We start from the raw sequence: 12,885 nt of genomic DNA on the forward strand, positions 1-12,885 counted from the left end.
CTGGGGTTAGAGCATTTCCAGGTTGCTCTTGAGTTCGAACGGCGTCACCTGGGCGCGGTACGCCTGCCATTCCTGGCGCTTGTTGCGTAGAACGTAGTCGAAGACGTGCTCGCCGAGCGTCTCCGCAACCAGCTCCGAACCCTCCATGAGCGTGATGGCCCGATCGAGGCTGGCGGGCAGCGGGTTGTAGCCCAGCGCTCGGCGCTCGGCCTCGCTCAGGCTCCACACGTTGTCCTCCGCCTCGGGCGGCAGCTCGTAGCCCTCTTCGATTCCCTTCATGCCCGCCGCGAGCAGCAGCGAGTACGCGAGGTACGGGTTCGCGGCCGAGTCGATGGCTCGGTACTCGATGCGTGAACTCTGGCCCTTGTTGGGCTTGTAGAGCGGCACGCGCACGAGTGCGGACCGGTTGTTGTGGCCCCAGCACACGAAGCTCGGCGCCTCGTCGCCGCCCCAGAGGCGCTTGTAGGAGTTGACGAACTGGTTGGTGACCGCGGTGATCTCGGGCGCGTGGTGCAGGAGCCCGGCGATGAACTGGCGGCCGATCTTCGACAGCTGGTACTCGGCACCGGCCTCGTAGAACGCGTTGCCGTCACCCTCGAAGAGCGAGAGGTGGGTGTGCATTCCCGATCCCGGATGTCCGGCGAGGGGCTTGGGCATGAACGTGGCGTAGACGCCCTGTTCGATGGCCACCTCCTTGATGACCGTGCGGAACGTCATGATGTTGTCGGCAGTGGTGAGAGCATCGGCGTAGCGGAGGTCGATCTCGTTCTGGCCCGGGCCCGCCTCGTGGTGGCTGAATTCGACAGAGATGCCCAGATCCTCGAGCATGCGGACCGAGCGACGACGGAAGTCGTGGGCGGTTCCTCCGGGAACGTTGTCGAAGTAGCCGGCCGAGTCGACGGGTTCGGGGCCGTCGGCACCGTACTGGGACGACTTGAGGAGGTAGAACTCGATCTCAGGATGCGTGTAGAACGTGAATCCGCGGTCGGCGGCCTTCGCGAGGGTGCGCTTCAGGACGTTGCGAGGATCCGCCACCGCGGGCAGGCCGTCGGGCGTGGTGATGTCGCAGAACATGCGGGCGGTCGGGTCGATCTCGCCCCGCCACGGAAGGATCTGGAAGGTGGTGGGGTCGGGATGCGCCAGGACATCGGCCTCATAGGAGCGCGTCAGCCCCTCGATGGCGGAGCCGTCGAATCCCAGGCCTTCGGAGAACGCACCCTCGACCTCGGCCGGCGCGATCGCGACCGACTTCAGCGTGCCGACCACGTCGGTGAACCAGAGGCGGATGAATTTGATGCCGCGTTCCTCAATGGTGCGAAGAACGAAGTCACGCTGCTTATCCATCTATGGGCACTCTCTTTCGAACGGGGTCTTTCAACCAGTTACAGGTTAGTGCACGACCCCTGATCGAATCGGTCAACTCGGAACGAGGACGATCCAGGCGAACCACGCCAGCATGCCGAGCCAGACGAGCACACCCGCGGAGGCGAGGAGCGCGGCGCCCCTGCTTCCGAGCTTCCACACGACGATCAGGGCGAAGAGCCCCACGGCGAGCAGGATGCCGAGGTACGGGAAGTAGGAGGGCACACCCACGAGGGCCACGGCGGGCTGCGCGGACATCGCGGCCTGCATGCCCAGAACGGCCACTGCGCCGAAGACGAGGCCCGTGACGGGCGAGATGCCCGATGCGATGAGGAGTCCGAGTCGCTCGCGCTGGATTCCCCGCACGATGATCGTGATGATCCATCCCACCAGCCAGAGGGCGCAGAAGCCCAGGAAGATGAGGGGGATCAGCAGCTCGAACCAGTTGAGGTCGTCGACGGCTCGAACCACCGATGCGGCACGAGAGGTCTCGTGGATCGACGAGGCTGTCACGATCGGGGTGATCGCGTCGTCGTGGTCGCACACCGCCGACACGTCGTCGCCCGGCTTGTCGAGCCAGGCCACGGCTGTCTTCGCCGCGCACGCACTCGTGTCGACGACCCGATGTCCCGCTCCGGTGAACGACACGAACTGGCTGCCGGGGATGGATCCTGCCGCCGCCTCTGCCGACGCGGCCGGCGAGATGGGATCGTCGGAGCCGGCGAGGATCAGCGTGGGCTGCGTGAACGACGGGGCGGCCCGCAGCTCTGTTGCCGCCGGAGAGATGCCGGCCTGCGCGCACGCCGCGTCTGCCAGCGAATAGGTGACGAGCAGGGGCGGATCGACGGGGACGACGGGCTCCTCGCCCTCGGCCGGTGCTGCCGCCTCCGGGGCGACGGGGTCGGCCGACCAACTCGCCTTCTGGTCGAGGCAGGTCGAGACGAGGTACTGTCCCCAGTCGACCGTTCCGAGCGCATCCGCGCCCAGCACGACGAAGGGGGCCAGTGCTCCCGAATCGCCGTCCTCCAGACGATCGAAGAGCAACGGCAGCGTGCTGGTCACCGCGGGATCGGTGAGCAGTTGCTGCACGAGGCTCACGAAGTCGTTTCCGTCGAGCTCGACGAAGCGCTGCTTGCCGGTGAACGGGTTGGTCACCGGGCCCGTGAAGGGGTCGTCGTCGAAGCCCGCGGCGAGATCCGCAACGGTCTTCGCGTAGTCGGTGCCTTCGACACCCGATCGCGACGACAGCTCTGCGAGTGAGGCGTTGAGCGCGGCATACGCCTCCGCCTTGGTGTCGGCTGCCGCGGGGCTCAGCGAGTCGAGGAGCACGCCATCGCTTCCGGCCGCGTCGAGGCCCGCCACCGCCGACATCACCTTGGAGGACCAACCCGATCCGAACAGCGTCCACGCGGGGATCTGAAGGGTGTTCCGCAGGTCGACGACGTCGGCCGCCGTCTGGGCGATGGTGTAGCCGTTCGAGTCTCCCCCGGCCTCAGCGAACTCGGCCAGGCAGTCCGAGAGCTCGATGCCTACAGCGGTGCCCTCCGCCTTCAGGCTGTCATCGGTCGACGTGAACGCGTCGACCCACGTGCGCGTGACACCGGGGCAGTCGAGGGTCGGAGTGGACGCCTGTCCCCCGCGCTGCTCGAGCACGACGATGTCGCGGTGGGTTCCGAAGCCGAGGTCGCGAGACAGGTGCCGGCCCAGCGACTCCGCCGACTCGCCGAGGCCCGGCGCGAGCGCGATCACGGGTGTTCCCGTGGCCGGCTGCACGCGGGCGGGTATGACGGCATAGGGGATGTCGATGGTCCGGCTCGCGGGATTGAGCCGGTTCTCGGGCACCGTGAGCACACCGCAGTCGGCGTCGCTCCCTGCGATCTCCGGACATCCGTCGCCGTCGGCCGCGCTGGCGATTCCCGGCGCGCCGAAAGCGAGCGTCATTCCCACCACGAGGGCGACGAGCGGCAGCCGCAGCCGCAGTCGATTGGTACCTATCACTTCACATCACCGTCACTATCGAGTCAGCCACACGATACAGTGATCGCCCTTCCGGCCCTCTCGCCCGAGCAGAGTGTCTCGGTATGCGCGTCAGTAGACTGGAACGATGTCAGAGACGCCACCGTCCATGCCCCCCGCCGTGCCGAAGCGCGTGCGTACGCGCCATTTCCAGAATGCGAAAGAGGCGGGAACGCCGATCACGGGCCTGACGAGCTACGACCAGCTCTCCGCCCGCATCTTCGACGAGGCCGGCATCGACTTCCTCCTGGTCGGCGACTCCGCGGGCAACACGGTCTTCGGGTACGACACCACCCTGCCAGTGACCGTCGACGAGCTGATACCCCTGACCCGTGCGGTCGCCCTGGCCGTCAGCCGCGCGTTCGTCGTCGCCGACATGCCGTTCGGCTCGTACGAGAGCGGTCCGCTCGAGGCCCTTCACACGGCAGTGCGATTCATGAAGGAGACGCACGCCCACGCGGTGAAGCTCGAAGGCGGCGTACGCAGTGTCGAGCAGATCAAGCGCATCGTCGGCGCCGGCATTCCGGTGATGGCCCATATCGGGTTCACCCCGCAGAGCGAGCACGGTCTCGGCGGCCACATCATCCAGGGCCGTGGGGCCGGTCTCGACCAGCTGATGGCCGATGCCCTCGCCGTGGAAGAGGCGGGCGCATTCGCCGTCGTCCTCGAGATGGTCCCGAGCGAAGCCGCCCGCCTGGTCACAGAGAGGCTTCGCATTCCTACCATCGGAGTCGGGGCCGGCCCTCACGTCGACGGCCAGCTGCTCGTGTGGACGGACTTCGCCGGGTTCTCGACCGGACGCATCCCGAAGTTCGTGAAGCAGTACGCCGACCTGCGCGGTGTGCTCACGGATGCCGTGACGCAGTTCCGCTCAGACGTCGCCGACCGCAGCTACCCGGGTCCTGAACACTCCTACGAGTAGCTCAGCGCTGCTCGTCGGCCTCTTCCTCGGCCCACTTCGCGCTGTTCGCGCGCAGCTTCTCGAGCGCGTGCGACGCCTCGAGTTCCGTGGCGAACGGGCCGACGCGGTCGACCACAGAAGACTCGTAGCCGTGCTCGACCTTGCCGGTCTTCATGTTGTACCAGTACTGCTTCGAGGCGTCTTCCGACATGTCAACTCCCGGGATATCGCGCCGACCTCCGACGGTCGGCGCTTCGGCTACTTCAGATCCTAGGCCCACATGCCGAGGCGTCGCGGGCGGCGAGACTGCCCTAGGCTCGGTAGGAAACGCACAGGCGCGCCGGACGCGTCGACGGTGATAGTTCGAGGAGACCGACCATGAGCACCCCTTCCGCATCCAACGTGGCCATCGGCATCGATATCGGCGGCACGGGAATCAAAGGGGCGATCGTCGACCTCGACTCGGGTGAGCTGCTCAGCGACCGGGTCAAGCTGTCGACGCCCGAGGGCGGCAAGCCCAAAGACATCGTCGGAACCGTCACGAAGATCCTCGAGAAGCTGACCGACGCTCCGAAGGACGCGCCCATCGGCATCTGCTTCCCCGCCGTCGTGCGCAACGGGCGCACCATGTCGGCCGCCAACGTCTCCAAGAAGTGGATCGGCCTCGAGGCCGAGAAGTTGTTCGAGGACGCGCTGGGACGCAACATCTTCTTCGTCAACGACGCGGATGCGGCCGGCTATGCGGAGGTGCGGTTCGGCGCGGCCAAAGACAGGTCGGGTCTCATCTTGATGACGACGCTCGGCACGGGTATCGGCACGGCGATCATCTACAACGGAGTCCTCGTGCCGAACGCCGAGCTCGGCCACCTGCAGATCGAGGGAGGCGACTACGAGCTGAAGGCGGCCTACTCGGCCAAGGAGCGCGAAGACCTGTCCTGGTCGAAGTGGGCGGAGCGCCTGCAGAAGTACTACACCGAGCTCGAGAAGCTGCTATCGCCCGACCTCTTCATCGTGGGCGGCGGCGTCTCGAAGAGCTACCAGGAGTTCCTGCCGCTGCTCGACCTCACGACGGAGATCGTGCCGGCCGTGCTGCGCAACAACGCGGGCATCCTCGGGTCTGCGGCACTCGCATCCCAGCCCCGCGTGACCGCGGGGGCTGACGGCTCGCCCGATGGCCACCCCGCAGCCGCCCTGTAGGGCGGCGCCGGCGGCAGCGTCGGCAGCGCCCAGGCGAGGGAATGAATGGGTCGGCCGTACGCCGGGTTCTGTCCGGATCAGCGATACCACCGATCCGTGACGGCCATCTATCTCGGGACTACGTTGCCGCAGCCCTCCAGCGGTCTACCCGGGAACTCGACGAGCCGTCTCGAACGTTCCCTGTCTGACCTTGCTCCGGACGAGGTTTACCAAGCAGACCAGGTCACCCTGGCCTCTGGTGGTCTCTTACACCACCGTTTCACCCTTACCCCAGGCTGATGCCTGCGGCGGTCTGTTCTCTGTGGCACTGTCTCGCGGGTTGCCCCGGGTGGGTGTTACCCACCGTCCTGCTCTGTGGAGCCCGGACGTTCCTCGGCAGCCGAGCATCCGAAGATGCGTGACTGACGCGACCGTCTCACCGACCCATTCGCCTCGAAGTCTACGGCAGAACAGCGGGGCCGATCACAGGCCAGACTCCTCGGTGCGGACGAGGATGCAGCTGCTGTCGGGGTCGAGCACGACATCGTCGGGCGCCGCGGCCCGGATGACGGCCAGGTCGGACTCGTGGAGTTTGACGTGGCTGCCGCCGGAGACTCCCCGCGTCAGCAACGCGGCACCGATGCCGTACCGGGAGCGCTGCTTGTCGTAGAGCGCGACGAGCTCGGCGCTGATCGACGAGGCGATACGGCTTCGTCGTTCCGTGACGAGCGCGATCTCCGCGTTGATCTGCTCGAGCTTGTCGTCGCGGTCGGCCACGAGCTCCTTCTCTGTCACCAGGAGCTCGTCGAGGCGAGCGGACGCGGCCTGGAAGCGGGCGTCGATCTCCTCCTGCCGCTCCATGACGGTGAGCTCGATGTCTTCGAGGTCGGACTGTCGCTTGAGGAGCGAGGCCAGCTCGTGCTCGAGGCCCTGGATGTCCTTCGGCGACGAGCTGATCGCGAGCCGTTCGCGGTCTCGGGCGATGCGGGCCGCCACGACCTCGACGTCGGATTCCACCCGACCGATCTCGACCTTCGTGTCTTCGAGTTCGCCGCGGATCGACGCGGAGAGCGCTCGGGAGCGGGCGACGTCTTTGGCGAGTTCGGCGAGTGCCAGCGACTGCGGCAGCGTCTTCACGCTGTGGGCGAGCTGGTCGAGTCGGGTGTCTGCGGCCTGCAGATCGAGCAGGGCGAGCTGCTCGGCGATCGGTGCCTTCATGGGTGCCTTCCTGGGCAAACGGTGTTCATCGCCGTGCAACGGCGAGAGATGGGGGTCATTGGGTGACGACGAAGTCCCACGGGTCTGTGCGGAGTTCGCTGACGGTGATCGTGGCCTGCGGAAGCTCCGCACGCAGGGCGGCCGCGGCGGTCTCGAGCCAGAGCCACTCGCTGGCCCAGTGCGACACGTCGATGAGCGCAGGGCCGGTCGACAGCATCGACTGCTGTCTCGACTCCGACGCGGGATGGTGGCGTAGATCGCTCGTGACGTAGACGTCGGCGGAGGTGACGGCGGGATCGGCCAGGAGCGAATCTCCGGCGCCCGCGCACAGGGCGACGCGAGAGATCTGCTGGTCGTAGTCGCCCGACACCCGGATGCCCGTGGCGGTCGCCGGGAGGATCTCGCCGAGGGCCAGCGCGAGCCGGCCGAGAGTCGTCGGCTCGGCCAGGTCCCCGACACGGCCCAGGCCGGTGCCGGAGCGTTCGCCGGCGACGATGGGCGCGGAATGGACGAGTCCGAGACGTTTCGCGAGAACCGACGAGGTGCCGTCGTCGACGATGTCGGCGTTCGTGTGGGCGGCGACCAGAGCACAGCCGCCGCGGATCAGGTCGGTGAGCAGGGCGCCCTTGTACCGATCCGTCGAGATGGACGTGACGCCCCTGAGCAGAAGCGGGTGGTGAACGAAGAGAACGTCCGCCCCGAGTTCGAGAGCCTCCGCGACCGTCTCGGCCACGGCATCCACGGCGAGGTGAATGCGCATGGCAGAAGCCGTCGCGTCACCCGTGGTCAGTCCCGGACGATCCCAGTCCTCGGCGAACCGCGTCGGCCAGAGCCGTTCGACGGCGGCCTGGAATTCCTGGAGCGTGTGCATCACCCGCCCAGCCTACCGGCGAGGTGCCTGTGCGCTCCTCCGAGTCCGACGCCGCCTCCGACTCCCTGCCGCAGTGTCGCAGCAACCGGATGTCGGCGGCTCTCGCTATCGTCGATTCCCGGGGCCGACCACGGGAGAACACACATGACGAACGACGCGCACGCAGTAGACGCCTTGATGCGCTGGGCGGCCGAGAACGCGGCCCACCTCGCCTGGCAGCGAACAGACGATCAGTCGATCGACTTCGATGTCGACGCCCCGTACTCCGTTCGGCTCGCCGCCGTGTCGGGCATGTGGCGACTGGAGACGGTGTCGGGCAGAGGCATTCGATCGACGTCGCTGGGCGATACCCGGACCCCGTTCGACGAGGTGATGGAATCGCTGCGCAACCGGCTCTACAGCACGGCCACCGACGAGTTCGACGACGCCGATCGATCGGGCGGCCAGGCCCTCGCCCAGGTCCTGAGAACCTCGTCAGACGAGCAGCGCGATCGCATCTGGTGCGCCCGGGCGGCCACCCTCCTCGCCGGGCACGCGATCAAAGACGGCTACGGCCTTCAGGCCCGGCTGCGCCTCGAAGAGGCGGCGGCACTCTTCGCGGCCGCGGGCGACGTCGACTCCGAGAATCGCATGCTGCAGACGCTGGCGACGCTCCCGGAGTTGCTGCGGGCATGACGCACCTCCGCAGGGAAGACCACGAAGCGCGTTCGGCTGAGTGACTCATGATCGGTGTCACGACGTAACGTTTCGGGCTTGGGCGGACACTATGAAGTGTGGACGCAACCAGGATCGATGAGGCCGCCCTGTGGGAGCGCGGTCTGTCAGGCGACGGTTCGGCGTTCGGATCGATTTTCGACCTGCACCGGGGTCGCGTGTACCGGCACTCGTACCGCCTGCTGGTCGACGCGAGCGAAGCCGAGGATGCGACGGCGATCGCGTTCCTCGAGTTGTGGCGGTGCCGCTCGTCTGTGCGGGTCGTAGACGGTTCGGTGCTGCCGTGGCTGCTGGTCACGGCCACCAATTCCGCCCGAAACCTCAACCGAGGCAGGAGTCGGTACCGGGCCCTCCTGGAGGCGCTTCCCCACGAGAGCCACCACCGCTCCGCCGAGGAGGAAGCGCTGAATGATGTTGTGGCGGACACGCAGCTCGCCGGTGCTCTGGCCCAGCTCTCATCGACCGACCTGCAGCTCGTGACGCTGGTCATGATCGAGGGCTACAGCGTGTCCTCCGCCGCCCCGATCCTCGGCCTGTCAACCGGAGCCACCCGCACCCGCTTGCACCGCGCCCGAACGGCACTTCGCCGGTACCTCGGCCATCCCACCCTCGCGCTCTACCTCCAGTCCTCCCTAGGAGATGCATCATGACAGCCCCGCAGATGAGCGACAGCTTCGCTGACGCGTTCCGCAGAGCACTCGTCACCCACGTCGACGCACCGACTCGTGTACGCCGACGACAACGCCGGTGGGTGCTCGGCAGCGCGATCGCCGCGGTCGCTCTGCTTGCCAGCACTGCGGCCGCCGCGGCAACCGGCGTGCTCGTCCTGCCTGGAAGTACCCAGGTCACACCGGTGAGCTCTTTCGTGACGGGCACCTATGTCGGCACGGAGACCGTGCACCTGGGCCCAGCGCCCGACGACGCGAACGGTATCGTCGTCTCTCTGCACTGCCTCACTCCTGGAGACCTCGGCCTTCCCGGGGGGACCGTCGTGACCTGCGCAGCCGACGACCTGACCGGCAGCGATGTGCAGCCGGACTTCGTCTACGAGGTCATCCCCCTCACCGATGCGAGCGACGGCGCATTGATCGTCACCGCACCCCTCGAAAGCAACTGGATTGTCTTGGCGGCCTACTCCACGTCCTCGAGTTCGGCGTGGGCCAGGAACGGAAATGGGGAAAGCTATGGCGTCATCAGCGAGACAGGCCCGCCGGATCTCATCGCCGTGAGGAACGCCGACGGTGCAACCGGCTACATCCGCCGCACCGACCTCGAACGGGCAGTGGGGACCGTCGTCGGGAACTCAGCTGCAGGTCCGACGGACGGCATCACCGACTTGTACGCAGACGCCGCCAGCGGATCCTCACTCCCCCTGTACGACTCGGACGGAACAACTCAGATCGGAGAGTTCACCCATGACTGACCCCGGCGAGAACATGCGACGTCGCGCACCCCGTCTCGCATCGGCGGCCTTCGTGCTGCTTGTTGCACTCTTTGCTTCGACGGCCTGCACGTCCTCCCCCACGCCTGCCGCAACGACTGCAGCCGCACCAGTGGCGAGCGATGAGATGCCGCCGCACAGCGAGGGGCCTGCAGATTTCAATCGCTTCGGCAGGATGCAGCAGCCCATCGTGGAGCTGTCAGAAGATGGAACGACCCTGACCATCAGCAGAGTGGACGGTCACTGCATCACCCAACCGACAGCGTTCAGCTTCGATGGCGAGAGCACCTACGCCGTCACCTTCGACTTCGTCGTGCCCAACCCGGAGGGCATCTGCGACACCGTCGGCATCGCGTACGCCACAGAATTCGCCCTCGCCTCGGCCCCCGCCGCTCGACCAATCACGGTCGAGTTCACGGGCCCCTTCGGCAACACCGTCCCTCTCACTGCTCAATGAGAACGAGCGCGGAACTGATAAAACAAAAACCCCGGCATTGCCAGGGTTTTCTGGGGGTGGGTCCTACCAATGACTGACCTCGGCAAGAACAGGCGACAACGCGCACACAGCTTCGCTCAAGCCGCGTTCGTGATGCTCTTCACGCTCGTCGTCTCCTCCGCCTGCACCTCAACTCCTCCCGCTGCTTCCCCTTCCGACTCTCCTCCTGCGTCCGCGCCGGCGGTGACCGATGAGATGCCCCCATACCGTGAGAGCCCAACAGACAGCGAGCGACTCGACACGACTCTGGGGCCCATCGCGGAACTGTCCGAAAACGGTAGGACACTGACCATCAGCAGAATCGACAGTAACTGCATCACCGAACCGACAGCGTTCAGCTTCGATGGCGAAAGCACCTACACGGTCACCTTCGACTTCGTGGTGCCCAATCCCGAGGGCATCTGTGATCTCGTCGCCCACCCCACCGCCACGGAATTCGCACTCGCCTCAGCCCCCGCCGCCCGACCCGTTACGGTCGAGTTCACATTCCCCGACGACAGCACGGTCACACTCACGGCTCATTGAGACCGAAAGCACATACCCCTTAAAGCAAAAAACCCCGGCAGTGCCAGGGTTTTCTTGGGGTGGGCCCTACCGGGCTCGAACCGATGACATCCACGGTGTAAACGTGGCGCTCTACCAACTGAGCTAAAGGCCCCTGCATCACGAGAGAAGTAGAGATCTCGTGCGGACTACAGGTTACACGGCGGTGGGCCCATCCCGGAACTCACGCCCTAGACGACGAGCGCGTATCCGTGGGCCGGCACGTGCGTACCGCGCACGGTCACCGGCTCATCGGTCAGGTTGAGCGCAAGGGCCGCGTGACCGTCGCCCGAGCGGGCTGTCGCCTCGAGCAGGAGGGTCTCGTTCGCCAGCTCCTGCACCTCGATGCGGGCGTCGTACAGCCACGCGTGCTGGCGCCGGAAGGCGATCAGGCTCTGGTGCAGGGCGAAGACTTCGTTGCGCTGCCACTCGGCGGCGTCGCGGTCGGCGTGCGGCCTCACCGCGTCGTCTCCCCCGGCCCTGTCCTCTTTCACGCCCGTCAGACCGCGCTCGTCGCCGTAGTAGACGCTCGGCACACCAGGCACAAAGAACAGCAGCGCGTGCGCGAGCAGCGCGTGCCTGCGGTCGGCCACGAGTGACGCGATGCGCGTCACATCGTGGTTGCCCACGAAGGTGAGCGGAACGAAACGCTCCACGAACTCCTGGTGGCGTTCCAGCGACCAGGCGAGCTCGAAGAAGTTCTTCTCGTTGAGCGAGTTCCAGATCGCCTTCCACAGTTCGTACTGGGTCACGGAATCCATGCCGGACTCGTCGACGATCTGCGCGTAGTCGCCGTGGATGACCTCACCGACGACCCACACGTCTGGATGCGTCGACCGGACGGCGTCGAGAATCGGCCGCCAGGCATCCGGCGCCACCGCGTACGCGGCGTCGAGCCGCCAGCCGTCGGCCCCACGGTCGAGCCAGTGCCGCATGACGCGCGTCACCGTAGTCGGCGACCGGTGGATGCGCGAGGTCGAGTTCCACGAGATGGCCGTGGCCCTCGAAGACGGCCGGCTTCAGTTCGCCGCCCGGCGTCTGCTCGGCCTCGAGGCGGAACCACGCCGCTTCGGCGGACCCGGGCCCTGCGGAGACGGCCGCCTGCCAGAGGGGGTTGCTGCGTGCGACGTGGTTGAACACGCCGTCGAGCAGCACTCGTATGCCGCGTTCGCGACACGCGGCAATGAGCTGATCGAAGTCGGCCTCGTCGCCGAGCCGGGGATCGAGGGTGAGATGGTCGATCGTGTCGTAGCCGTGCGTCTCGGAGTCGAAGATCGGTCCGAGTGCGAGTCCGTTCGCGCCCAGGTCGACGACGTCGTCGAGCCACGGGAGAACGTCACCGAGGCGATGCTGAACCGGATCGTGCGGGTTGGAGGTGGTGTCGGCACCGACGAAACCCAGCGGGTAGACGTGCCACCAGATGACGTGCTCTGTCCATGCGGGCATGCGTCGACTCAGACCGCGACCGACCGCATCTCGTCGAGTGCAGCTCGGTAGGCCTCGATCGACCGTGCCTCGCCGGGAGCCGTGATGAAGCTCTCGCGGATGATGCCGTCGATGTCGATCAGGAAGGTCGCGCGGTTCGCGAAGCCCTTGCCCTCGAGGAAGACTCCATACTCCTTGGCGACAGCGCCATGGGGCCAGAAGTCGGCCAGGAGAGTGAAGTCGTACCCCTGCACCTCGGCCCACGACCGCAGAGCGGACTTGGAGTCGACGGAGATGCCGAGAAGCTCGACGTCGTTGTCCTTGAAGAGGTTGAGGTTCTCTTCGAGAGCGCAGAGTTCGCTGGTGCACGTTCCCGAGAATGCCAAGGGGAAGAAGACGAGGGCGACAGCCTTCTTGCCTCGGAACTGGCTCAACCGGATTCGTTCGCCGTACTGGTTGGCGAGGTCGAAATCGGGAGCGCGGGTGTCGTTCTCCAAAGCCATGAGGGTTCTTGTTTCCTTTCGCGAGCGGGGATGGACGCCTTGTGGGCCCCGACCTGGATGCCCGATCGCTGAACTTCGCCGATCCTACGCCTGATCCTCGTGAGTACCAACCGGCGCGCGGCCGGAACGCCAGGAACATTCACTAGGCTGGAGGGTGGCGCGCATCGCCGACCCCCGGACACGAATCCGGGCACGGCACGCTCCGCACTTGAAAATCTG

Annotated in this window: 14 protein-coding genes, 1 tRNA gene, 1 other RNA gene and 1 pseudogene; 7 read left to right on the forward strand and 10 right to left on the reverse strand. The window is 66.5% G+C overall.

What is annotated here, in order from left to right; translation table 11 throughout:
* Nucleotides 1–6 precede the first annotated feature (6 nt).
* Both QCD70_RS05770 and QCD70_RS05775 read right to left on the reverse strand, forming a co-directional pair.
* A complete protein-coding gene (locus tag QCD70_RS05770) occupies nucleotides 7–1,344 on the reverse strand; it encodes a glutamine synthetase family protein (RefSeq protein WP_301214181.1) in 1,338 nt (445 codons plus the stop codon).
* A 72-nt stretch (nucleotides 1,345–1,416) separates the two neighbouring features.
* Entirely contained in the window at nucleotides 1,417–3,360 is a 1,944-nt protein-coding gene (locus QCD70_RS05775) for an alpha/beta hydrolase (RefSeq protein WP_301214182.1), read from the reverse strand.
* A 106-nt stretch (nucleotides 3,361–3,466) separates the two neighbouring features.
* Here QCD70_RS05775 and panB point away from each other — a divergent pair, with 106 nt between their 5' ends.
* Nucleotides 3,467–4,300: a 3-methyl-2-oxobutanoate hydroxymethyltransferase gene (panB, locus tag QCD70_RS05780; RefSeq protein WP_301214183.1), complete on the forward strand. Its 834-nt coding sequence runs from the start codon at nucleotides 3,467–3,469 to the stop codon at nucleotides 4,298–4,300.
* A gap of 1 nt (nucleotide 4,301) precedes the next feature.
* Here panB and QCD70_RS05785 read toward each other — a convergent pair whose 3' ends face one another.
* Nucleotides 4,302–4,490 carry a hypothetical protein gene (locus tag QCD70_RS05785; RefSeq protein WP_055929032.1) on the reverse strand — a complete coding sequence of 63 codons (189 nt, stop codon included), beginning with the start codon at nucleotides 4,488–4,490 and terminating at the stop codon, nucleotides 4,302–4,304.
* A 167-nt stretch (nucleotides 4,491–4,657) separates the two neighbouring features.
* Here QCD70_RS05785 and ppgK point away from each other — a divergent pair, with 167 nt between their 5' ends.
* On the forward strand, nucleotides 4,658–5,476 hold the full coding sequence (gene ppgK, locus QCD70_RS05790; RefSeq protein WP_301214184.1) for a polyphosphate--glucose phosphotransferase: 819 nt from the start codon (nucleotides 4,658–4,660) through the stop codon (nucleotides 5,474–5,476).
* A gap of 42 nt (nucleotides 5,477–5,518) precedes the next feature.
* On the opposite strand, the gene rnpB is transcribed toward ppgK, so the two are convergent.
* From rnpB to QCD70_RS05805, 3 genes are all read right to left on the reverse strand, one after another.
* An RNA gene (rnpB, locus tag QCD70_RS05795) (RNase P RNA component class A) lies at nucleotides 5,519–5,902 on the reverse strand.
* Nucleotides 5,903–5,938: 36 nt separating this feature from the next.
* Entirely contained in the window at nucleotides 5,939–6,673 is a 735-nt protein-coding gene (locus QCD70_RS05800; RefSeq protein WP_301214185.1) for a zinc ribbon domain-containing protein, read from the reverse strand.
* A 55-nt stretch (nucleotides 6,674–6,728) separates the two neighbouring features.
* Nucleotides 6,729–7,544, reverse strand: coding sequence for a Nif3-like dinuclear metal center hexameric protein (locus tag QCD70_RS05805; RefSeq protein WP_301214238.1), 816 nt, complete (start codon nucleotides 7,542–7,544; stop codon nucleotides 6,729–6,731).
* A 144-nt stretch (nucleotides 7,545–7,688) separates the two neighbouring features.
* Between QCD70_RS05805 and QCD70_RS05810 the strand changes: the two genes are divergently transcribed.
* The 5 genes from QCD70_RS05810 (at nucleotide 7,689) to QCD70_RS05830 (ending at nucleotide 10,720) form a co-directional block, all read left to right on the forward strand.
* The gene (locus QCD70_RS05810; protein WP_301214186.1) at nucleotides 7,689–8,219 is read left to right on the forward strand and encodes a hypothetical protein; all 531 of its coding nucleotides are present in this window, start codon (nucleotides 7,689–7,691) and stop codon (nucleotides 8,217–8,219) included.
* A 98-nt stretch (nucleotides 8,220–8,317) separates the two neighbouring features.
* The gene (locus QCD70_RS05815; RefSeq protein ID WP_301214187.1) at nucleotides 8,318–8,908 is read left to right on the forward strand and encodes an RNA polymerase sigma factor; all 591 of its coding nucleotides are present in this window, start codon (nucleotides 8,318–8,320) and stop codon (nucleotides 8,906–8,908) included.
* Nucleotides 8,905–9,681 (forward strand): hypothetical protein, encoded by a 777-nt coding sequence (locus QCD70_RS05820; RefSeq protein WP_301214188.1) that lies wholly within the window; start codon nucleotides 8,905–8,907, stop codon nucleotides 9,679–9,681. Before QCD70_RS05815 ends, QCD70_RS05820 begins: the two co-directional genes overlap by 4 nt.
* Nucleotides 9,674–10,156 (forward strand): hypothetical protein, encoded by a 483-nt coding sequence (locus QCD70_RS05825; protein ID WP_301214189.1) that lies wholly within the window; start codon nucleotides 9,674–9,676, stop codon nucleotides 10,154–10,156. Before QCD70_RS05820 ends, QCD70_RS05825 begins: the two co-directional genes overlap by 8 nt.
* 69 nt (nucleotides 10,157–10,225) lie before the next feature.
* On the forward strand, nucleotides 10,226–10,720 hold the full coding sequence (locus tag QCD70_RS05830; protein WP_301214190.1) for a hypothetical protein: 495 nt from the start codon (nucleotides 10,226–10,228) through the stop codon (nucleotides 10,718–10,720).
* A gap of 60 nt (nucleotides 10,721–10,780) precedes the next feature.
* On the opposite strand, the gene QCD70_RS05835 is transcribed toward QCD70_RS05830, so the two are convergent.
* The 4 genes and pseudogenes from QCD70_RS05835 to QCD70_RS05850 all read right to left on the reverse strand — a co-directional run bounded on the left by QCD70_RS05835 (nucleotide 10,781) and on the right by QCD70_RS05850 (nucleotide 12,666).
* Nucleotides 10,781–10,853, reverse strand: a tRNA-Val gene (locus QCD70_RS05835).
* Between the two features lie 76 nt (nucleotides 10,854–10,929).
* Entirely contained in the window at nucleotides 10,930–11,673 is a 744-nt protein-coding gene (locus QCD70_RS05840) for an alpha-amylase family glycosyl hydrolase (protein ID WP_301214191.1), read from the reverse strand.
* A 160-nt stretch (nucleotides 11,674–11,833) separates the two neighbouring features.
* Nucleotides 11,834–12,184: pseudogene (locus tag QCD70_RS05845) on the reverse strand (alpha-amylase family glycosyl hydrolase); the annotation flags it as partial.
* An 8-nt stretch (nucleotides 12,185–12,192) separates the two neighbouring features.
* Nucleotides 12,193–12,666, reverse strand: coding sequence for a peroxiredoxin (locus tag QCD70_RS05850; protein ID WP_055929058.1), 474 nt, complete (start codon nucleotides 12,664–12,666; stop codon nucleotides 12,193–12,195).
* Between the last annotated feature and the right edge of the window lie 219 nt (nucleotides 12,667–12,885).

The sequence above is a fragment of the Agreia sp. PsM10 genome, from assembly GCF_030433855.1.
Taxonomy (GTDB): domain Bacteria; phylum Actinomycetota; class Actinomycetes; order Actinomycetales; family Microbacteriaceae; genus Agreia.